General features: G+C 50.9%; 18 protein-coding genes. 8 read left to right on the top strand and 10 right to left on the bottom strand.

Going from position 1 to position 20,125, the window contains the following annotated elements; translation table 11 throughout:
* Window positions 1-111: 111 nt before the first annotated feature.
* The 3 genes from AC5JMP_RS08880 to AC5JMP_RS08870 form a co-directional block, all read right to left on the bottom strand.
* A complete protein-coding gene (locus AC5JMP_RS08880) occupies window positions 112-1,074 on the bottom strand; it encodes an ABC transporter ATP-binding protein (protein ID WP_495851092.1) in 963 nt (320 codons plus the stop codon).
* Between the two features lie 25 nt (window positions 1,075-1,099).
* Entirely contained in the window at window positions 1,100-2,008 is a 909-nt protein-coding gene (locus AC5JMP_RS08875) for a glycine betaine ABC transporter substrate-binding protein (RefSeq protein ID WP_495851091.1), read from the bottom strand.
* 115 nt (window positions 2,009-2,123) lie between these two features.
* The gene (locus tag AC5JMP_RS08870) at window positions 2,124-3,767 is read right to left on the bottom strand and encodes a hypothetical protein (RefSeq protein WP_495851090.1); all 1,644 of its coding nucleotides are present in this window, start codon (window positions 3,765-3,767) and stop codon (window positions 2,124-2,126) included.
* A 666-nt stretch (window positions 3,768-4,433) separates the two neighbouring features.
* On the opposite strand from AC5JMP_RS08870, the gene zwf reads away from it, so the two are divergent.
* Together zwf and opcA are read left to right on the top strand one after the other, a co-directional pair.
* Window positions 4,434-5,963: a glucose-6-phosphate dehydrogenase gene (zwf, locus tag AC5JMP_RS08865; protein ID WP_495851089.1), complete on the top strand. Its 1,530-nt coding sequence runs from the start codon at window positions 4,434-4,436 to the stop codon at window positions 5,961-5,963.
* A gap of 104 nt (window positions 5,964-6,067) precedes the next feature.
* Complete coding sequence (opcA, locus tag AC5JMP_RS08860; RefSeq protein WP_495851088.1) at window positions 6,068-7,405, top strand: glucose-6-phosphate dehydrogenase assembly protein OpcA; 1,338 nt, start codon at window positions 6,068-6,070, stop codon at window positions 7,403-7,405.
* Window positions 7,406-7,470: 65 nt separating this feature from the next.
* On the opposite strand, the gene AC5JMP_RS08855 is transcribed toward opcA, so the two are convergent.
* The 4 genes from AC5JMP_RS08855 to surE form a co-directional block, all read right to left on the bottom strand.
* On the bottom strand, window positions 7,471-8,376 hold the full coding sequence (locus tag AC5JMP_RS08855; protein WP_495851087.1) for an AAA family ATPase: 906 nt from the start codon (window positions 8,374-8,376) through the stop codon (window positions 7,471-7,473).
* A 79-nt stretch (window positions 8,377-8,455) separates the two neighbouring features.
* On the bottom strand, window positions 8,456-9,415 hold the full coding sequence (locus tag AC5JMP_RS08850) for a bifunctional riboflavin kinase/FAD synthetase (RefSeq protein ID WP_495851086.1): 960 nt from the start codon (window positions 9,413-9,415) through the stop codon (window positions 8,456-8,458).
* Window positions 9,416-9,538: 123 nt separating this feature from the next.
* Complete coding sequence (locus tag AC5JMP_RS08845; RefSeq protein ID WP_495851378.1) at window positions 9,539-10,396, bottom strand: MBL fold metallo-hydrolase; 858 nt, start codon at window positions 10,394-10,396, stop codon at window positions 9,539-9,541.
* 458 nt (window positions 10,397-10,854) lie between these two features.
* Window positions 10,855-11,697 carry a 5'/3'-nucleotidase SurE gene (gene surE, locus AC5JMP_RS08840; protein ID WP_495851085.1) on the bottom strand — a complete coding sequence of 281 codons (843 nt, stop codon included), beginning with the start codon at window positions 11,695-11,697 and terminating at the stop codon, window positions 10,855-10,857.
* 234 nt (window positions 11,698-11,931) lie between these two features.
* On the opposite strand from surE, the gene AC5JMP_RS08835 reads away from it, so the two are divergent.
* The gene (locus AC5JMP_RS08835) at window positions 11,932-12,237 is read left to right on the top strand and encodes a hypothetical protein (RefSeq protein WP_495851084.1); all 306 of its coding nucleotides are present in this window, start codon (window positions 11,932-11,934) and stop codon (window positions 12,235-12,237) included.
* Window positions 12,238-12,469: 232 nt separating this feature from the next.
* Here the strand turns inward: AC5JMP_RS08835 and AC5JMP_RS08830 are convergent, their stop codons facing one another.
* Window positions 12,470-13,720 carry a vWA domain-containing protein gene (locus AC5JMP_RS08830; RefSeq protein WP_495851083.1) on the bottom strand — a complete coding sequence of 417 codons (1,251 nt, stop codon included), beginning with the start codon at window positions 13,718-13,720 and terminating at the stop codon, window positions 12,470-12,472.
* 418 nt (window positions 13,721-14,138) lie between these two features.
* Between AC5JMP_RS08830 and AC5JMP_RS08825 the strand changes: the two genes are divergently transcribed.
* The 4 genes from AC5JMP_RS08825 to AC5JMP_RS08810 all read left to right on the top strand — a co-directional run bounded on the left by AC5JMP_RS08825 (window position 14,139) and on the right by AC5JMP_RS08810 (window position 16,896).
* A complete protein-coding gene (locus tag AC5JMP_RS08825; protein WP_495851082.1) occupies window positions 14,139-14,822 on the top strand; it encodes an ATP-dependent Clp protease proteolytic subunit in 684 nt (227 codons plus the stop codon).
* A 57-nt stretch (window positions 14,823-14,879) separates the two neighbouring features.
* Window positions 14,880-15,548, top strand: coding sequence for an ATP-dependent Clp protease proteolytic subunit (locus AC5JMP_RS08820; protein ID WP_495851081.1), 669 nt, complete (start codon window positions 14,880-14,882; stop codon window positions 15,546-15,548).
* A gap of 28 nt (window positions 15,549-15,576) precedes the next feature.
* A complete protein-coding gene (locus AC5JMP_RS08815; protein WP_495851080.1) occupies window positions 15,577-16,176 on the top strand; it encodes an ATP-dependent Clp protease proteolytic subunit in 600 nt (199 codons plus the stop codon).
* A gap of 96 nt (window positions 16,177-16,272) precedes the next feature.
* Window positions 16,273-16,896: a J domain-containing protein gene (locus AC5JMP_RS08810; protein WP_495851079.1), complete on the top strand. Its 624-nt coding sequence runs from the start codon at window positions 16,273-16,275 to the stop codon at window positions 16,894-16,896.
* 155 nt (window positions 16,897-17,051) lie between these two features.
* Here AC5JMP_RS08810 and AC5JMP_RS08805 read toward each other — a convergent pair whose 3' ends face one another.
* On the bottom strand, window positions 17,052-17,915 hold the full coding sequence (locus tag AC5JMP_RS08805; protein WP_495851078.1) for a 6-pyruvoyl trahydropterin synthase family protein: 864 nt from the start codon (window positions 17,913-17,915) through the stop codon (window positions 17,052-17,054).
* Between the two features lie 85 nt (window positions 17,916-18,000).
* Window positions 18,001-18,750 carry an adenosylcobinamide-GDP ribazoletransferase gene (gene cobS / locus AC5JMP_RS08800; RefSeq protein ID WP_495851077.1) on the bottom strand — a complete coding sequence of 250 codons (750 nt, stop codon included), beginning with the start codon at window positions 18,748-18,750 and terminating at the stop codon, window positions 18,001-18,003.
* A gap of 313 nt (window positions 18,751-19,063) precedes the next feature.
* Between cobS and AC5JMP_RS08795 the strand changes: the two genes are divergently transcribed.
* Window positions 19,064-19,996: a pentapeptide repeat-containing protein gene (locus tag AC5JMP_RS08795; RefSeq protein WP_495851076.1), complete on the top strand. Its 933-nt coding sequence runs from the start codon at window positions 19,064-19,066 to the stop codon at window positions 19,994-19,996.
* The last annotated feature ends 129 nt before the right edge of the window (window positions 19,997-20,125 follow it).

The following is a 20,125-nucleotide window of genomic DNA, read 5'->3' as shown; positions in this document are numbered from 1 at the left end:
AAATAGCCTGTACGATCGATCTGACTATGGGCTTAGCATTGCTAAGCCCGTACCCCAAGAATTACATCTTGTTAAATCCATGTTCCTAAGCAAACTGGCAACAGCTACAAATTAGGGAACTGAATTGGGCGTTGCTGAATCTCGGATATGCTCTAAAGTCAGGATGCCGACGGGTGAACCTTGGTCTAGGACGGTCAGCTTTTTAGCGCCCGTTTTCAAAATCAGCGAGAGCGCGTTGCGCAAGCTATCCCGCTGCTCAACGGTCGGTTCCCCATTTAGGCTAGCCCCCGGCGATCGCTGCATGGCGGTTTCAACGCGCAGCAGACCGAGCTGACGCACTCTGTCATCTGCACCCATCAGGTGGTAGACAAATTCGTTGGCAGGTCGAGTCAACACGTTAAAAGGCGTATCGTATTGAACAATCTGCCCTTTTTCCATGATTAGGAGGCGATCGCCTAGCCTCAAAGCCTCCTCCACATCATGGGAGACAAACAAAATGGTTTTCTGGAGCTGACACTGAAGCCGCAGCACCTCATCCTGGAGAGTGGCGCGGGTAATGGCATCGATCGCCCCAAAGGGTTCATCCATCAGCATAACTGCCGGGTCGCCTGCCAAAGCCCGCGCCAAGCCCACGCGCTGCTGCTGTCCACCCGACATCTGTGCGGGGTAGCGATCGCGGTATTCCTGCGGCGGCAGCTGCACCAAGGTCAGCAATTCATCGATTCGCGCTTGAATTCTAGAACGCGACCAGCCCAGCAGCTTGGGCACCACGGCAACATTCTGTGCCACCGTCATGTGAGGAAACAAACCCGACTGTTGAATCACATAGCCAATTTGCTGCCGGAGCTGGGTTACTTTGACCTGACGGATATCCTGTCCATTCAGGTAAATCTTGCCAGATGTCGGTTCATACAGTCGGTTCACCATCTTTAGCAGCGTCGTTTTGCCACAGCCCGAAGGCCCCAGAATGACAACCAATCTGCCCGTGCTGATCTCACAGCTACACTGATCTACCGCAGGACGAGCCGCACCGGGAAACTGGAGAGAAACTTGGTCAAACTGGATAGCGCTCACGTAAGGATGGGGGTAAAAGAATTAGCTAAATCATTCCGGCTTTAGTTAAGAACTCTTTGGCAACTTCGGCAGGCTCTCGCTGCTTGCCGCTGACTTCATAGTTGAGCTGCTGCATGATTTCGTTGGTCAATTGGGGCGCAAGAGCATTTAGCGCTTTCGCCAGCTCTGGGTTTGCATCTAGAGTCTGCTGCCGGACAACAGGGGCAACTTGGTAGGGTGGAAATAGGTTTTTGTCATCTTCTAAAACCACGAGCTTGAAGGCGTTGATCTCTCCATCTGTGCCGTAGGCAACGGCAACATCAGCTTCGTTATCTGTCAATCCTTTGTAGCGCAAGCCAGAATCTACTGCTTTGTAAGCCTTGAGCTTAAAGTCGCCATATTTCTTTTTAATTCCAGGCAAGCCGTCTTCTCGTACCTCGAATTCTGGCGCACCAATCATGGTGAGTTGATCTGCTTTTGCCGCCATCTCTGAAATGCTCGTGATGCCGTACTTTTTGGCTCCTGCTGCGGTCATTGCCAAAGCCTGAGTATTGTTCATGGGGGCGGGATCAAGCCAGGTCAAATTGAACTGCTTTTTGTACTCAGCGGCAACGGTTTCAAAAACCTGTTTGGAATCGCTGCTCACAGGAAGCTTCAGCACAGTCAACAGCCCCGTGCCCGTGTACTCAGGATAGAGGTCAATCTCGCCGCTGGTGAGCGCTGCCTGCGCTACCGGGGTTCCGCCCAGGTTGAGCTTGCGCTCTACTGTGAAACCTGCCTTCTCTAGCACTAGCGAATACATTTCGCCCAGAATGAACTGCTCGGTGAAGTCCTTAGAGCCAACTTTGATAGGCGCTTTGGCGGTCGGGGTAACGCCTCCAGCACAGGCAATTAGGATCGATGCAGTCACGATCGCCAAAATCGGCAGAATTAAAAAGCGGCGAAATCTTTTCATGAACGGTGTTCTCAACGAGAATAGCTGGAATCTTAACAAAGCTAGTCTTGACATCATACCGAGACTTGCAGGCAAACGCTCTTTGAAAAAACAAGAATCCATTTCAAGAAGCCACTTAGGGAAGCCACTGGGGTCGCAAACCCATTAGCCCCACCTCTTGAGGCTCGGCCGGAAGCGGTCTTCCCTGCGGGTCTTGTAGAGCCGGGACAAACCAGAGCCTGCTGGTGGCGATCGCCTTCCCTTCACTGCCTCTCACTGCTCCCGCTTGCTGAGAGCTGGCGGCATCCGTGGCTTGATCAAACAAAATGCCTAGCCCGTCTGGAGAAAGACTCATCTGCACATCGCGCTGAAGGGGCAGCTTCAACAGGTCAATTACTTCGGGGTCACTGGCTTTGGGATTACTGGCTTTTGGGTCATTGGCAGTCGGTAGATGAATTGCCGTCAGGTAGGGCTGCTCTTGATAGACATCGCCAGGAATGCGGCGAGTCATTAGGCAGTAAAGATTTTTCTTAGCAGGATCGAATTGAGCGCTAAGAATTGCCCCGTCGGTTTTCAATAGCTCTTTGTCAGTGCCCTGATTGTTGACCAAAAAGAGCGATCGCGTCGGATTTGCCGGATCGGTATTAAATTTCACCATGGCGGCAGCTGAGCCATCGCTGGCAAAGGTCAGCACTACGCCAAATTTGGGCAAAAAATCCATCGCTTTAGAGGTTTCGGCTGTTTGAGTTGAGTCAGCTTGAGCTGAGCTAGCTTGAGTTGGATTAGCTTGAGTCGGGTTGGCCTGAGTCAAGTCAGCCAGAGGCAAAATTGCCATTCCCTGCCCCTGAGACATGGCTAAAGCCTTGCTGTCTGGCGTGATCATGAAATCGCCGCCTGGTTCTGTTTTTATAGGCTTAGGTGGCGCTCCGGACTGCAAAAGCCAAATGCCAAACTGTCCAGGATCTTGCCGATTGACGCGCTGTACGAGAATGCTCTGCCCATCGGGAGATAGATCGAACTTAAGATTTTGAAATTCTTTGTTATCTAAGAGAAGTTCTACTATTTTGGCTGGCTGGGAGGTGCGTTGAACAGCGCTAGGTGCAATGCCACCCGGTGTGCTGGCGGTCGGCCGGATCTGAATACCTGTGGTCACGGTGTAGAGCTGTTGATCCAGTAGACCCGCTTGAGTCGTACGCTCGATCGCTGAAAACAGAATCCGATCGCCCTCCGGGTAAGGCTTGAAATCCATCACCACCAAATTTTCAGGCGTTAAAACTTCCTGCTTCTGGGAGGTCAGATTTTGCAGAACCAGCCGCCCTGTCTCACTGCCCTCTACACCCAGATACACAAAGGCGCGATCGCGAGTGCTGAACTCTCCCACAAATGGCTGCATCTGGCTCCGGGCATCCTCAGTTTTGCTGAAACGATCGCGTGCCCCCTGAAGCTCTAGCTTAAAGGTTTTGCCATAGGGCGCTGGCGCGTCTAACGTGTATGCCATGCGTCGCCCCGCCCAGCTAAATTTTCCGGGAACAGGAGGGTCAATGCGCAGGTTTTGCTCAACGCTGGGCTGATCCATAGGGCGACTGAAGGTGAGGACAAATGCCGCATCTTCCGCCCCCACCTGCCGATTCTGCCAGCTAAACTCCCGCACTCTCGGAGCCGTGCGATCGCCCTTCAGCACAAGTCCACCAATCAGGAGGCTCAACAGCAAAATGAGTAAAATTGCCGTGCGATCGAGCGGCTGGAGAGATTTTCGCAGGTTAGTAACAGGGTTAGACATATCGCAGGATTAGACTTATTGCAGGATTAGACTTATTGCAGGATTAGACCTATTGGGAAAATTGACGAACGGTTTGGCAATTAAGGCTTTAGCAATCAAGGCTTTGGCAGTCAAGGCAATGTACTAGGCGATCGCCAGTCTCTCAAAAACAGGGACAATGCCTATCACTTTGGCATTGAGCTTTAAAGGAAGATTTCTAGCGTAATATCTCGCGTGACACAAATTACTTTACCCATTCGTGTATTCATCACCTTTGGTGTGTTTCTTCTTCTGCTACTTTTGACTCCCCACTTCCCCTTTCTATAGTTCGTCTAAAGTTAAGCCGCTTCTTGAGAATGCCTTCCTAATATTAGAGAGTGGATCAAGATATGAAAAGCGAATTCAGCAAAACTAGACGAGGCTCAAAAATTTCCTGGCGGGAAGAAAACCGCTGGTCAAGCTGATCAGTTCAGGCTGGTAGACCCTTATTCTCTGTGGTAGTTCTCTGTTGTGGCGATCGCTCTCAATCACTTAGTAAGACCTGATACAACACTCTTCAGACAGTTCCCTGTTACTATCAAAGCCGATAGCCTACTGTTTCTCATGGGTCGGTTTTGATACGCCACACCTGCACTGAACGCTAGATTTTGTAATCCAGATTTCCCCTAACCCTAACCCCGGATTTCTATGATTTCTTTGATCGAAAACCCCCTTCGCGTAGGTCTCCAACAAGACCGTGTTCCTGAGCCTCAAATTCTTGTAATCTTTGGCGCATCGGGCGATCTAACTCAGCGCAAGCTGATTCCGGCGCTCTATCAAATGAAGCTGGAGCGTCGTCTGCCTCCCGAAATTACTATTGTGGGCGTGGCTCGGCGGGAATGGAGCGATGACTTTTTCCGCGAACATATGCGCGAAGGAGTCGAGCAATTTGGCGGCGGTCTGGGTAAGCCAGAAGTTTGGGATGACTTCGCGCGGGGTTTGTATTATTGCTCTGGCGATATGGACAGCCCCGAAAGCTACCAAAAGCTCAAGGATCTCTTGAAGAGACTAGATGAAGAGCGGGGCACACGCGGCAATCGAGTCTTTTACCTGGCGGTGGCTCCGCGCTTTTTCCCGGAAGCGATTTTGCAGCTCGGAGCGGCAAATATGCTGATCGATCCGGATAAACAGCGCCTAGTGATTGAGAAGCCGTTTGGCAAGGATCTCAACTCTGCTCAATCTCTCAACAAGGTGGTGACGCAGGTTTGCTCGGAGCGGCAGGTTTACCGGATTGACCACTATCTGGGCAAAGAAACCGTACAGAATCTGATGGTGTTTCGGTTTGCTAACGCCATTTTTGAGCCGCTGTGGAACCGCCAGTTTGTCGATCATATTCAAATCACGGTATCGGAAACGGTTGGTCTGGAAGGGCGGGCAGGCTACTACGAGACGGCAGGGGCTCTGCGCGACATGGTGCAAAACCACCTGATGCAGTTGTTCAGCCTGACGGCTATGGAGCCACCCAACTCGCTGGATGCCGACAGCATCCGAAATGAGAAGGTGAAGGTGCTGCAAGCTACCCACCTGTATGACATTGAGCGGCTTGATCTCTCGGCGATTCGTGGGCAATACACTGCCGGATGGCGCGACAACAAAAACGTTCCTGGCTATCGGCAAGAGGAGGGAGCCAGCGCCGAATCGACTACGCCTACCTATGCTGCGCTGAAGCTGAGCATCGATAACTGGCGCTGGAAAGGGGTGCCTTTCTTTTTACGCACGGGAAAGCGGATGCCCAAAAAGGTTTCAGAGATCGCTATTCAGTTCCGGGAAGTCCCGTTTTTGATGTTTCAGTCTGCCTCTAAGCAAGCTAATCCTAACGTCCTAGCGCTCCGCATTCAGCCAGATGAAGGGATTTCGATGCGCTTTGATGTCAAGACTCCGGGCACGTCTCTGAGGACGCGATCGGTTGATATGGAATTCCGCTATGACACTGCCTTTGGGCAAGCCAACACCGATGCCTATGCCCGTCTGCTGGTGGACTGCATGTTGGGTGACCAGACTCTCTTCACACGCGGCGACGAAGTTGAGGCTTCTTGGCGGATTCTCACGCCATTGCTGAGCGTTTGGGATGCCCCTGCCGACCCTGAATCAATTCCGCTCTATGAAGCAGGCACTTGGGGCCCGATCGAAGCTGAGCTGTTGCTCAATCGAGATGGGCGGCGGTGGCGCAGGCTCTAGGCTTGGTTTAGGGTTGGGCTTTAGGCTTGGGCTTTAGGCTTGGGCTTCAGGTTTCACCGATTTTCTGACTCTTCCTGATCAAATAATCTAAAACTCCCAGACCCATGACAACGACACCTCTTGTTACCTTACAAAAGCCTAAAGATATCTCTCTGAGCGAAATTGAGACGGAGCTAAGTCAGATTTGGCACAGCCAAAATGGCGACAAAGGCGCTCCGGCTGCGGTTCGAGCCACAACTTTTAGCATGGTGGTCTACGAGCCAGAAGAATTTCAGCAGCTGCTGGCCATTCTGGGATTCTATACGGGGCCGATCGATGGTATTCATGGCCCCTCGACTAAGCAAGCCGTGATGGAGGCTCAAAAAACGTTCGGTCTGCTGATGACGGGTCGGATCGATCCCGACACCTTGGCGCGGTTGCGGGAGGAAGTGGCAAAGCAGCCTGCCGATCGCCTCAAAATTTCCAACATGAATGCCAGAGGCTATAACCTCAGCGATGCGATCGCTGTCCAAAACCCCTGTCGCATCATTACTCTCTGCCCGATTCTGGGCGAAGATGAGGGCGTAACCGCAGAAGTTTCAGCCTATTGCCCAATTCAGAAGACCACCTCTAATGGCAGCTTGATCTGCTGCGAGTACATTACGCTGCGGGGCACTAAGAGCGCCCTGAACCGCGTTGGTAATACGGTAGCTTCGCTGCTAATTCCAGGATTGCCCAAGTTCGTTTGGTGGAAGGCTACCCCCAACCCAGAGCAAGAGCTGTTCAAAAAGCTGGTGGAAAGCTGTAACTGCCTGATTCTGGACAGCTCCTACTTTAGCGATCCCGAATCAGAGCTGGTAAAGATTCAAGAGCTGATCGAAACCGATAACTATGTGGCCGATCTCAACTGGCATCGACTGGCACTCTGGCAAGAGTTAACGGCTTCTGGCTTTGATCCACCAGAGCGACGGGCGGCCATTATGGAGGTCGATCGCGTCACGGTGGATTACGAGAAAGGCAACGATGCCCAAGCGCTAATGTATGTGGGCTGGTTGGCGAGCCGCCTCAACTGGGAACCTACCTCCTTTGTGGAGACAGGCGGTGACTATGATTTGAAGCATATTCAATTTACTGGGCAAGATGGGCGCGTAATTGAAGCAGAGCTAGCGGCTATCCCGATCGCTGACACGGGAGAAATCTTGGGCGACCTGATTGGCATTCGTCTGGCATCCACCAATCTGCATGCCGACTGCTGCACGATTCTCTGTTCAGAATCGACAGGCTGTATGCGAATGGAGGCAGGAGGCAGCGCTCAGGGGGCACGAACTGAGCAAGTAACGGCTGTCAACGACCAAAAAGCCGAATTCTTGCTAGCTCAGCAGCTTCAGCGCTGGGGTCGTGACTCGTTGTATGAGGAAAGCTTGGCGGTTGTTGCTGCGTTGCTTAAGTTACAGCATCGGTAAATTTGGCATCAGGCTTTTTTGAAGGGGTTGCTCTGCGACCCTTTCAAAAAAGTCCCAGCGGTGAGTTAGGGAATGGCGATCGATCGCAGCAATCTCTCCATAATCAGCTTAGTTTTGCGTCCGCCTGTAGGAATTATCCGGTGGCATAAGACATAGGGGGCAAGAAATTTCACGTCATCTGGAATCGCGTAATCTCGCCCTTCCAGAAAAGCAAAGGCTTGTGTTGCCCGGTGTAGCGCCACCGTGCCTCTGGGGCTGACTCCCAGCAAAATATCTTCATCCTGACGGGTTGCCCGCACCAAGTCCAGCATGTATTGCCGGAGGTGGGTTTCCACTTTGACTTGGCTACATAAACGGCGCAACTCCTGGACTGCAAAGACCGAGATGCAAGGCTGAAGCACTTCAGCGTTGGCAGTGCCCAATCGCTCCAACATTTGCAGTTCCTCTGCCTCGCTGGGATAGCCCAAACTTAAGGACAGGGCAAACCGATCCATTTGCGCTTCGGGCAGGGGGAAGGTGCCCTGATATTCCACAGGATTTTGGGTGGCAATTACAAAGAAGGGATTGGGAACCGATCGCGTTTTTCCATCGATCGTGACCTGGTGTTCCTCCATCACCTCCAATAACGCTGACTGGGTGCGCGGCGTGGCTCGGTTAATCTCGTCTGTGAGCAGCACGTTAGCAAACACTGGCCCTGGCAAAAACTCAAATTCGCCCTGGCGCGGATTCCAGATATTGGTGCCCGTCACATCGGCTGGCAGCAGGTCAGGCGTACATTGAATTCTCTGAAACTGTCCGTCGATCGATCGCGCTAGCGACTTTGCCAGCAGGGTTTTGCCAACTCCCGGCACATCTTCTAGCAGGACGTGCCCCCCCGAAAACAGCGCCACCAGCATCAGGCGAATCGCCTCCTGCTTGCCGACGATCGTCCGTCCTAAATTTTCGATCAGCAATTCAATGCTTTCTTTCATGGCACCTGGGGCGACTGAATTATATCTGGCTGTTTTTGAAACGCAGCGATACCCCTAGTATGCCCTTAGCCTAGCGAATCTACCGCAGCCGCGATCGCGCCACCTCGCTATCTTGAGCAATTTGCGTCTTCAATTCCTCCAGCGAAGCAAACTTTTGTTCCGATCGCAGAAAGCTCTCCAGGCTGACTGCCAAGGTCTGCCCATACAAATCGCCCGCCCAGTCCAGTAGATGCACTTCGATCGTCTGCTGTATGCCGTTCACGGTCGGACGGTTGCCAATGTTCATCACGCCAGGTTGCGCAGCGCCCTCGAAGCCGCCAATCTGCACCCAAACGCTATACACGCCCTGCCGGGGCAAAAACTTTTCTACTGGAACCTCCAGATTTGCTGTGGGAAAGCCGATCGTTCTTCCTAACTGCTGTCCCTGCGCCACCTGACCTAGGAGCGTAAACGGTCGCCCCAACAGCACATTAGCCTCTTGCACATTGCCTTGCTCTAGATTGTGCCGAATTGCCGAGCTGCTGATCCGCTCCCCCTCGCAGGTCTGCAAGGGCGCAATCCTGACTGGAATTTGGTAAGAGGTGGCGATCGCCTCCAAATCTGCGGCAGTGCCAGCCCGCTTTTGCCCAAACCTAAAATCTTGACCGATGCTAATCTGCCTAACCTGAAGCCGCTGAATGAGGATTTTCTCGACAAATTCTTTCGGGCTGTGGCTGGCAAGCTCTTGGTCAAAAGGCAGCAGAACAAGCTGCTCTACGCCGATCGCCTTCAAATAATGAATCTTTTCAGCCAGGGGGGTCAGCAGCAGACGGCGCGTCCCGGTGAAAAATTCTTGTGGGTGAGGGTAAAAGCTAACCACGGTCGCCAAGGGTGAGGCAGAGGATTGGGCGATCGCGGTTTTGCCTAACCGATCGCTTCCTAGAGCCATCGAGAAAATTGGCTGAATGACCTGTCGATGCCCCTGATGTACGCCATCAAAATTTCCCAGGGCAACGGAGGTTGGAGTTTTAATCGTATCGAGAGAGTCGGCAATCCACACGCTTTACATTCTGACACATTTCCAGCTCTGAGCCGAACCAAACTTTCCGAGCAAAATTTTAGGCTGATTACTTTAGGCTGATTACTTTAGGCTAATCGCTTCAGACCGATTACATTAGACCAATTAAATGAGCGACTGCAAATCCAGCTCCATCCCTTCCCAAGCCACAATGCTGTTAGAGAATTCGCGGGCGGTATCCTCTTTGAGCTGATCCATAAAGTTATCATCGTGCAGCGGATCGTGATGGAAGATCACCAGCTTTTTGACGTTGGCAGCTTTTGCAACTTTCACCGCTTCTTGCCAGGTCGAGTGCCCCCAGCCCACCTTGCTCGATCGCGGGTCATGATACTCGGCATCGGTATAGGTAGCATCGTAGATCAAAATATCGGCATCCCGCGCCAGCCACAGCACATTTTCATCCAGGCGATCGGGAAAATGCTCGGTATCTGTCACATAGGCCGCCGCATGTCCATTCCAGCTCACCCGATAGCCGATCGCTTCCCCAGGATGATTCAGCAAGGCATTCTCTACCAAAACATCGCCCAACTGCACCGCTTCGCCTACTTCTAAATCGTAAAACTTGAGATCAGCTCCCATAATTTGCAGTGGCACTGGAAAATTGGGATGCAGCATCTGGTCATTCAGGCGTTGCTCGATGGTGGAGCCGTTAGGGGCGATCGCTCCATAAATATGAAAGCGGTTAATCTTGACAAAAGCCGGGACAAAGAACGGAAAACCCTGGATGTGATCCCAATGGGAGTGCGTAAAAAACATATGGGCTTCGATCGGCATTTCGGCTAACAGCTTTTGTCCTAGCACCCGTAGCCCTGTGCCGCCGTCAAACGTGAGCCGATGTCCGCCGACGCGCATCTCAACGCAGGAGGTGTTGCCGCCATAGCGTACTGTATTTGACCCCGGACAGGCGATACTTCCCCTAACGCCCCAAAAATGAACTGTAAATTGATCTTGCATGTCAGACATTTTTAGGTTAGACATAAGCGTTTTTCGCCAGATTCCCCCAAGTCTCGGTCAAAGCATCCTGTGTTTGTAGCCTGGTATGCTGTCCACTGCTTTATACCCTTTGCCACTCTGTACCATCTGTCACTTCTGGGGATAAACTTTGCCTGAGGCATCCTTTGTCCATTGTGCCCAAACTTTTACCAAACTATCTCCTAAGTTTCGGTAATTTCAAGGGTAGGTGTTAAGTGACATGCTTAGCGCGATCGCTTGTGACCCGACTCAAGACCCCGACTCAAGGCAAGTGACTCATCTTTCAGCTCTTCACTTCTGAGAACTTCACCTCTTTACCCACAAACTTACCCTAAATCTTCAAAGATAGACTGAGGTGGTAAGCTCCATTTCAGACGTTTGATTATCAGGTCGAGAATTACCTTTTCTTACCGGGATGGGCTAGAAGTTTCAGGATCTACACAGAAGATTTATTGAGAAAAGCTATCCTGCCAGCCCTGTAGAGAAACTAAACCGGATGCACAGGTCAAATTGTATTGCAGTGGCGTAATTGTGATGTAATTCTGTCGAATTGCCTGCACATCTGTGGGTGCTTTCCGAAACCACTCTAGCTCAATTCCTGCCGCTTTTAGGCTCGCCATTTCTGGTGAGGCTGGCTCAGCCTCATCTGTATCTTCGATGACTTCGCCCGATAGCCAGTAGTAAGTCTTGCCTCGCGGATCAAGACGTTTCTCAAAAACATCAAAATATCGGCGAATGCCTTGGCGAGTCATGGCAACTCCGGCAATGTCTTGTTGTGGCACGGCTGGAATATTGACGCTAAGCAAGCTAATCTGCGGTAGAGGATGCCTGTGCAGGTGAGTGGCTAGCTTATTGGCGAAGTCTGCAGCAGGCTGAAAGCCTTGAGAAGAATAGCTGGCAAGGCTGAAGGCGATAGAGGGAATTCCCTCAAGTACGCCTTCCATTGCCGCCGATACTGTGCCCGAATACAGCACATCTGTGCCCAAGTTCGCCCCATGATTAATCCCAGAAAGCACCATATCGGGTGGGTTGTCTAGTAAGGTTCCTAATGCCAGCTTGACGCAATCAGAGGGCGTGCCTGAACAAGCCCAGGCTTTGATGGATGCGTGAAATGCAGATTCTACGACTTCTGCCCGAATTGGATCATGGAGCGTCAATCCGTGACCTGTGGCAGACCGTTCTCGATCGGGGCACACAACCGTTACCTGATGTCCGGCGATCGCCAAGGTATTTGCCAATGTCTGCACACCCAGGGCAAAAATGCCGTCATCGTTACTCACCAGAAGATTCATGGAAGAAGAAATCTATAGTCCAGCTCTAGTGTAGTCAGCGCTGTCAAGGTAGAAAAGCGCTTAAGGTCTTTGCAGTGATAGCGGATACAGTTCCGCTGAGTGGCTCTACTCGACTTATGTGGGTTTAGCTAGATTAAAGAAACAAAAATGTCTGTAGCGATACATTATTCGCCGTCTTACTAATTTGCTGTCTTATCTATAAAGCTGCTGTGTTTAGAGAGTGAGTTTTGACCCGTGAATGACCACGCAAACGCCCAAATCTTGTCGGACTTTTATCAGGGTTGGTTGATTGAAATTTCTTTTGCAGAAGGTGGCTTTCAGATTGTTTGCTTTTCTCCCTGCCGAGAAAGAATCAGAGATTTTATTCCCTGTAAGTCTGTAACGGAAGCTCTAAAAGTCGCCCAAGATGCTGTTAACTGGCGGATGGCTTGTCAGGCGTTATCTGGTTTTTTGCGAGAGCGCTTTGAGGCGAAGGGCTTGTGTTTTGAGGAGTGGCGATCGCTTCACCAGTCGCTACTGGGCATTACTCAAGCCTCTTAGAAATTCAGGGCATTGTTTCATAGCTAAAATCAGCGTCACCAGATTTAGGCACGGCTGCTCAAACAGCCGTGCCTGAATCTGATTCAAACCTGTGAAACCTTTGACCCAGACGGGATTATGGCAAAGGCGATTAAAGCCGCTACCCACAGGCTGGAGGCTGACGCAGAATTGGGGATTGGCTTCATTCAGATTGGCGAGGATATGATTGCCAGAGGCTTATCTTCTCAGCGTGCTATTCCTTCCCCTGTTGAAGGACGGTTTTGGAGGCAATCCGCGTTTTCTTGCGGTCAGCATCAGACAAGTCCTCGCCAGATTGCAAGCGAGTGGCGTTGTCTTGCAGCACGGTAGCTGCGTTTTTATCGCCCATTTGCAGGGCAGTTTTAGCAGCAGATTGCAGCATAGTGGCTGCTCCAGCGCGATCGCCCTGCTGTAGCTTCGTTTCAGCAATTTGAGTTTGACGATACTTTGCCAGCGCTAGGATATGCTGCTGCACCTCGGCATTGGGAGCAGGCTGATAGAGCCGCAGAGAGGTCACCTCAATTGGAATGCTTTCAGAGAGTAGACCTGTCTGACCTGTCATTGGATTGTCGTAGCGCACCTGAACTTGGGCGATCGGATGGATGCCCTCTGGCAACTGCCGAATATAGAGGTTTGCTAGCACGACTCTGGGGCTATCTGTCATCAGATCGCCTAGCCGCACGACATATTGCCCATTTTCTGGAAGAGCAGTCAGCTCAATGGTGTCTGGAACGACTTGGGCGATCGGCTTTAGCTCCGCCAGACTCGCCTGGGGCGTGAGGGAAAGCATCAGGTGAGCATTAGTCAGCCCCACCGACTGAATGCGGGTGAACAGACGGCTAAAGGCACTAACGGCAGCTTCGGGCTGTTGAATGTAGGAAAGAGAGCCGCCCCCGGCATCGGCAATTTTCTCCAGGATGTCCTGGTTCCAGCGATCGCCAAATCCCAGCGCGTTGAGAGTAATGCTGTAGTTAGCCGCTAGACCTGCCAGCTTTAGGCAGCGGGAATTATCGCCATGCTCGTTTTCGCCATCCGTTAGCAAAAAGGCTTGAGAGATGCTGTCTTTCTTGCCCTTTGCCAGTTCCTCAATGCCAAGACGCATCCCTTCATCGATCGCCGTACCACCGCTAGCCTGGAGGCGCTGAATGTCTCGCTTGATGTCTGCCGGATTGTCGATGAGCTGATTGGGCACCAGCACTTTGGCATGGTGATCGAAGACTACGATTGAGAGGCGATCGCCCGGTGAAAGGCTGTCTACAATATGTTGCGCCGCCTGTTTCACTGTTTCCAGGGCGCGCCCGTTCATCGAGCCGCTGTGATCCAGAATCAGGCAAAGATTGAGGGGAGCAGTGCGATCGCTCCCATCGGCAATTGCCGATAGCGAGACGGCTAGCTGTCTCTGGCTGCTGGCTTGAGTGGCATCTAAATTGACATCCCCCAACGCAGCTTGCAAACCGACTCTCATGGCAAAAAGCTCCAACGTTAAAGATTATGAGATGTTAAAGATTATGAGATTGAGAAGAGCTGCTTTAGGTAAAGCATGGGGTCAGAAGAATGTTCACGGCGCGTCTTAAATCGAGACGTTTAGATGAATGCTTTGGATAAAAAGTTGGTTTTTTGCAGCGCTTTTTCAGAAAATTCTCTCATCGGCTTGAGATGACCGACTGACTGAATCATCTTCAGATCATCTGCTGAGATAAGACACTATTACCAGATGTAGCTTCATTTTGCCATCCTAGCTTTACGGAGAGATTTTGCGACTAGCCGAAGGTCTGAAGGTTCGGATATCCCTAGCTGTATCTCTTCTGTAGGCGGCAATGGTTGCCCATGGCTTTACGTTACTATGGTAAAAACAATGCTCCTTTTTCAGGTAACAGCACGCTATGGGTTCTATTAAAGCTGTTCAGTCTCAATACTATGGAGATGCTTCTTATCGCACTCCGCCGCCTGACCTGCCTTCACTGCTGTTGAAGGAGCGCATTATTTACCTAGGGCTACCATTAGTTTCATCGGATGACTTCAAGCGTCAGTTAGGTGTTGATGTCACAAAGCTGATTATCGCTCAACTGCTGTATCTGCAATTTGAAGATCCCGATAAACCGATCTTTTTCTACATTAATTCGGTGGGTACTTCTTGGTATACCGGAGATGCGATCGGTTATGAAACTGAGGCATTTGCTGTCTGTGACACCATCAATTACATCAAGCCTCCTGTCCACACGATTTGTTTAGGTCAGGCGATGGGTACAGCAGCCATGATTTTGGCGGCGGGTGCAAAAGGCTTCCGAGCCAGTCTTCCCCATGCCACGATCGTCTTAAACCAGCCTCGCACAGGCGCACGGGGTCAGGCAACCGATATTCAAATTCGGGCAAAAGAAGTGCTAGAAAACAAGGCGGCAATGCTGGACATTTTGGCTAAAAGCACTGGACAACCTGCCGAGAAGATTGCCAAAGATACCGATCGCACTCTCTATATGACTCCCCAGGTGGCAAAAGAGTATGGGCTGATCGATCGCGTGCTGGAAAGCATCAAAGACTTGCCTAAGCCACTCCCTGCAATCGTTTAAAGCCTCTACTCTTTACTTTTAAGCAGGGGTTGTTCACATCCTCTATTTTCTAGACCTATGTCTGTCGATGATGTTTTACGGGTTCCATACAACATTCCGGGTAGCCAAAACTGGCAGTGGGTGAATATTTTCACACGCCTGAGCCAGGAGCGGATTATATTCTTGAATCAGCCCCTGACAGACGGCTTGGCGAATTCAATTATTTCCGCGCTGCTCTACCTCGATTCAGAAGATCAGACCAAGCCGATTCGCCTTTACATTAATTCACTGGGTGATCCGGTGGATGCCGGGATGGCGAATATTACGGCTGGCAACATGTCGATTATGGCGGGCATGGCAATCTACGACACCATGCGGCATATCAAATCACCTGTGATGACGATCTGTCTAGGTCAGGCAGTGGGCATGGCGGCAATGCTGCTGGCAGCAGGTACGGCGGGCAATCGCGTGAGTCTACCTCATTCCACGATCGTCCTAGATCATCCTCGAATTGGCGGTCAAGGACAGGCGACCGATATTGACATTACGGCGAAAGAGGTGATGTCCAAGAAAGCGCTGATGCTGGAGATTCTTGCTCAAACGACAGGGCAAACGGTTGAGAAAATCACGCTGGATACAAATCGCACCCTGTACATGACGCCCCATCAAGCAAAAGAGTACGGATTAATCGATCGCGTCCTTGAAAGCCCCAAGGATCTGAATATCCCTGCAGCAGTTTTAACCTAAATTCTTCTACCTCTATCCCTCTAAACCTATGCCTATCGGAGTTCCCAGCGTTCCATACCGTCTTCCAGGCAGCTCCTACGAGCAGTGGATCAATATCTATGAGCGCCTGTTCCGAGAGCGGATTATCTTCCTTTCTGAAGAAGTTGATGATGGCATTGCTAATGCGATCGTTGCCTATATGCTCTATCTCGATTCAGACGATCAAAACAAGCCCATTTACCTGTACATCAACTCTCCAGGTGGCTCGGTAACGGCTGGCATGGCAATCTATGACACCATGCAGCATATCAAATCAGAAGTGGTCACCATCTGCGTGGGCTTAGCGGCTTCTATGGGTGCATTCTTGTTAACCGCTGGCAGCAAAGGCAAGCGTCTGGCTTTGCCCCACTCGCGGATCATGATTCACCAGCCTCTAGGCGGTACAGGTGGCCGTAGACAGGCAACCGATATTGATATTGAAGCCAAGCAAATTCTGCGTGTTCGCCAAGAGCTAAACGAGCTAATGGCGCACCACACCGGAAAATCCGTTGAGCAGATTGCCAAAGACACCGATCGCGACAACTTCATGTCTGCCGAAGATGCCATGGCATACGGATTGATCGATCGCGTTGTCTATCAGACTACTTAAGTCCAACCACCTAAAGTAGACACCTGAGTCCGATCGCCCAATTTTTATTTATCGCGAGTGGCAGAATTATCGATAATTCTGCCATTATTCATATTGATGGAGATTGTAGACTGTTATCGAGTTTTGGGATTGAGAATGGGGGCTTCCTACGAAGACATCAAAGCCTCCTATCGTCGTTTGGCAAGAATCTACCATCCAGACTCCAATCCAGAAAACCAGCAGCAAGCAAAAGAAAAATTTATTCAGCTCACAGATGCTTACCGACAGCTCATTAGCATTATCCAGCCGCCAGCAGATGGAGTAGACTCGCCCACCGTCAATCTCACTCAACGATCGTCACCCTCCCAGCCGCCGCAAGTTAAAGTATCAGTCAAGCCCAAATCGCCTCCCCTACAAAACTCTCCAGAGCTATCGCCTACCGATCGCAAGCTCAAGCGAGATGCCTACATCCAGCTTCAGCAGATGCTAAAAGAGCAGCGGTTCCCCAGAGCGATCGCCCTAGTAGAAGGACTCTCACAGCGACTACCAGAAGACCCAGAAGTACGCCAGTGGCAAGCCATCACCTATCAGCGATTTGCCCGATACTTGATTCAGACCCAGCAGGGTGAAAAAGCCAGAATTTACCTCAAAAAAGCCCTACGCACCGATCCCCACAACAAATCCCTTTGGCAAGAAGTCAATCGAGACTTCCTGCGTCTAGAGCAGCTCGATTTGTTCTAGTTTTTACTCAATCCATGAACTCCTTACCGCCTATCAATGCGAAGCGCTTTCTGCTGCACATCCACTAACTCGTGCGGAGGGGGTATGGGGGACGCGCCCGTCCTCCATCGGGGGTTTGGGGGAGACCCCCAAGGCTGTTGGCTGTTGGCTGCTAGCTATGCGATCGCCGCTTCCTGTATCTGCCGAGGCACCAGCAACTCGTCGCTAACTCCGTAAACCTCACAAGAATTATTTGGGCTTTCAATCAGCTTAATTTTGTGAAGCGTCGCACCGATCGCCCGAATCGGCTCCTGAAGCAAATCCCGAATATGAATCGCAATATTCTCTGCTGTCGGCACCACCTGCTCAAAGTAAGGAATATCTTTATTCAGAAACGTGTGGTCAAACGGCTCAACCACATAATCCTCAACCGCCTTCTGAAACGCTACCAAATCCGCAATCATCCCCGTCCGCGCATCCATCTCACCCTTAATCGTCACCTCTAGGTGATAGTTATGCCCATGCCCATTCACCCGCGCGCACTTGCCGTAAATTTCAGAATTTTGCTCCAGCGTTAAAGTTGGCAACGCCAAACGGTGAGCTGCGCTGAAGTGAGTGCTGATAGTCAGATACGCTTCCATGTCATTTCCCTCATAGTCTGCCCAAAGTTCAGGATGTTCAAAAAGTTGGATACGGGTGATCGGTAAATGTGGAGCCAGCCTTGTCCAGATCACCCGCGCAATATTTTCGGTCGTCGGCAAAGTCTGTTTAAACTCCTCCCACGCCTGATTGAGATAGGAAAAATCAAGCTGACTTGTCACCTCTCGCTTAATCACCTGCTTCACATCAGACAGGTTTAAGACCATACCGTATTCATCCAGATCTCCCTCCATCGACACATACAGCACATAGTTGTGCCCATGTCCGGGCGATCGGACACAAGGCCCAAACTTCTCGGTATTCTCCGCTTCACTTAGCTCCGGCAGCCAGTAGCGATGGCTCGCCGAAAACTCTGCCCGACGATTAATGATGCACTTCATATCACCTGTTAAGTTATGTGAACATCCCTTCAGGATAGCAGGGGAGCGGTTGTTCTAGAGCGATTCTAGAACGGGAGCGGCAGGGTTAAGCCAGCGTTAGCAAGACCAAGAGCCATGCCTCTGTCCATTCGACCACTGCTCCATAGGTATCTCCAGTATGCCCCCCCAGCTTTCGATGAAACCAGGCGGGAATGAAGAGAGCGATCGCCCCTCCTCCCAAAATTAGCAGCAAACTCAGATCAATATTGCTTGGATGAACTAGAGCAGGAATCGCGCTCAGCCCCAGCAACATTCCTAAGCTAGGCAACGTCTCTTGAAAGGAACGAATAGCCGACTGATGAAATGCCCCTTTACCTGTGGGCTTTAGGTAGGGATAGCGGGCGATCGCCACCTGCTGTCCCCAGCGCCCCCAGCCTGCCACCAGCATCAGCAATAGCCATCGCTGGGTAGACAAGTCTGTGAGAGCAGCGGTTTTTAGTAGTAGCAGGGCGATCGCTGTCATTGCGCCAAAGGCTCCAGTCGCGCTATCAGACATCACCTCCAAGCGGCGTTTTGGATCGGTCACTGCCAGTCCATCGGCTGTATCCATTGCGCCATCTAGATGTAACCCCCCCGTAATGCCGACCCAAGCCAACACAATGACGACGCTACGGGTTAGAACGGGCATTTGAATAGCCTGTAGACCGCAGTCCATTAGACCCAGCAAGCCGCCAATGAACAAACCTATACTGGGTGCAAATCGAGCGACAATCCGGAAGTCTCCTACCCACTTAGCAGGGATAGGGAGACAGGTATAGAAAACGATCGCTGCCATTAGCCTCGCTAGCACTTCCATGTCATCCACTCCGCTTCATCTAGAAGTGCTTAATCTAGCAATACTGACTTCATCGATAACAGACCCTTAATCCTCCACCTTATCGTGTAATGTGAGTGGAAAAAGTAAAAAAATTGCAGTAGCCTATGAAGAGTAGACCATTTCTTTTGGAAATTCCTTCTATTTCGACGCTGCATAAGTTTAGGCTGATTATTTCTTGAGCTTTATCCAAAGCAGCAGTCTTTGAAGCAGTAATCAGCAGCACAGGGTAGCTACCGCGCATTGGGTGCCTAAAAACGATTCTTAAGGCAAACATTTTGATGGGGTAGGTGCTATGAAGAATACTCGCAAAGATGAAGTCATTTGGCTATATGAATTAGGAGAGCGCAACTTCCAGCGGCAAAATCTGAGAGGAAAATGCTTCAGAGGAGAAAATCTCTCAGGCGCAGACTTTAGTGGGTCTGATATTCGAGGAGCCGATTTTACAAATGCCATCCTTGAGGAGACTCAGTTTGTCAACGTAACTGCAGGCTTACAGAAGCGGCAAGCCACTATTCTTTTAAGCCTTTTGTTTCTATTTGCAGTTTTTCTAGGCTCAGCAGCAGGATGGGTTGGCGCATTTGCTGAGGTAAGATTCTTTGCTTTTCACCAGACCGAACAAGCCAATTTTGCTTGGATCACGCCGATTATTATTATTGGATTTACCTTTGTGGCGCTGACCCGCAGCATGGCGATCGGATTTAGCATCTTTGGACTCGCATTTCTGGTTGCGACATTAGCTGCTTTAGCCAGTTCGGCGGCTATACCCATAGCAGGCAATATCGCCATATTAGTGGTAGTCAACGCGATCGTCACCTCTGCCACAGCCGCCATGAGTGCTTTAATGGTTGCGGCTGTCATGGCGTTTAGAATTACCGTGGCATTGCTGCTAGCTCTAGCTTTCGTTGGGTCATTTGCTTTAGTCATTGTGTTGACAGAAACCTTTTCACCCAGCAGCAGCATTAATTCTGCGATCACCGTGGCATCGATCGTGCTGCCTCTGGCGGGTTACATTGGTTGGCGAACTTTGAAGGGCGATCGCAAACATACTGTCACCTGGCTCATTGCCAATTTCCTATCAACCAAGTGGGGCACCAATTTTCGGGGTGCTAACCTCACCAATGCCGACTTCAGCAGAGCTGTCCTTCAAAGCACAGACTTTAGCAAAGCTAACGTCACCAACACTCGTTGGGATAAGTGCCAATGGACTGGAAACTCTCTTAGCTAGATATGGCTCCAGTTGGCTTAAGACATTTGTGGTGGAGCGCGGAGTGCCCCACCACAAACGTTCCCGCTCTAACCGCCTTGGCGGTTGCCATATCCCATCTGCAAAATCATTCATTGAGCCATTCAAGCT

The organism is Drouetiella sp. (genome assembly GCF_059504425.1).
Note: the sequence above shows the minus strand (reverse complement) of the source record. Positions and strands in the feature narration are given on the sequence as shown.

Coding starts and splice junctions, on each gene's coding strand:
- AC5JMP_RS08875 (WP_495851091.1), bottom strand. CDS start 2,008: ATGAAAAGATTTCGCCGCTTTTTAATTCTGCCGATTTTGGCGATCGTG.
- AC5JMP_RS08870 (WP_495851090.1), bottom strand. CDS start 3,767: ATGTCTAACCCTGTTACTAACCTGCGAAAATCTCTCCAGCCGCTCGAT.
- zwf (WP_495851089.1), top strand. CDS start 4,434: ATGATTTCTTTGATCGAAAACCCCCTTCGCGTAGGTCTCCAACAAGAC.
- opcA (WP_495851088.1), top strand. CDS start 6,068: ATGACAACGACACCTCTTGTTACCTTACAAAAGCCTAAAGATATCTCT.
- AC5JMP_RS08855 (WP_495851087.1), bottom strand. CDS start 8,376: ATGAAAGAAAGCATTGAATTGCTGATCGAAAATTTAGGACGGACGATC.
- AC5JMP_RS08845 (WP_495851378.1), bottom strand. CDS start 10,396: ATGTCTGACATGCAAGATCAATTTACAGTTCATTTTTGGGGCGTTAGG.
- surE (WP_495851085.1), bottom strand. CDS start 11,697: ATGAATCTTCTGGTGAGTAACGATGACGGCATTTTTGCCCTGGGTGTG.
- AC5JMP_RS08830 (WP_495851083.1), bottom strand. CDS start 13,720: ATGAGAGTCGGTTTGCAAGCTGCGTTGGGGGATGTCAATTTAGATGCC.
- AC5JMP_RS08825 (WP_495851082.1), top strand. CDS start 14,139: ATGGGTTCTATTAAAGCTGTTCAGTCTCAATACTATGGAGATGCTTCT.
- AC5JMP_RS08820 (WP_495851081.1), top strand. CDS start 14,880: ATGTCTGTCGATGATGTTTTACGGGTTCCATACAACATTCCGGGTAGC.
- AC5JMP_RS08815 (WP_495851080.1), top strand. CDS start 15,577: ATGCCTATCGGAGTTCCCAGCGTTCCATACCGTCTTCCAGGCAGCTCC.
- AC5JMP_RS08810 (WP_495851079.1), top strand. CDS start 16,273: ATGGAGATTGTAGACTGTTATCGAGTTTTGGGATTGAGAATGGGGGCT.
- AC5JMP_RS08805 (WP_495851078.1), bottom strand. CDS start 17,915: ATGAAGTGCATCATTAATCGTCGGGCAGAGTTTTCGGCGAGCCATCGC.
- cobS (WP_495851077.1), bottom strand. CDS start 18,750: ATGGAAGTGCTAGCGAGGCTAATGGCAGCGATCGTTTTCTATACCTGT.
- AC5JMP_RS08795 (WP_495851076.1), top strand. CDS start 19,064: ATGAAGAATACTCGCAAAGATGAAGTCATTTGGCTATATGAATTAGGA.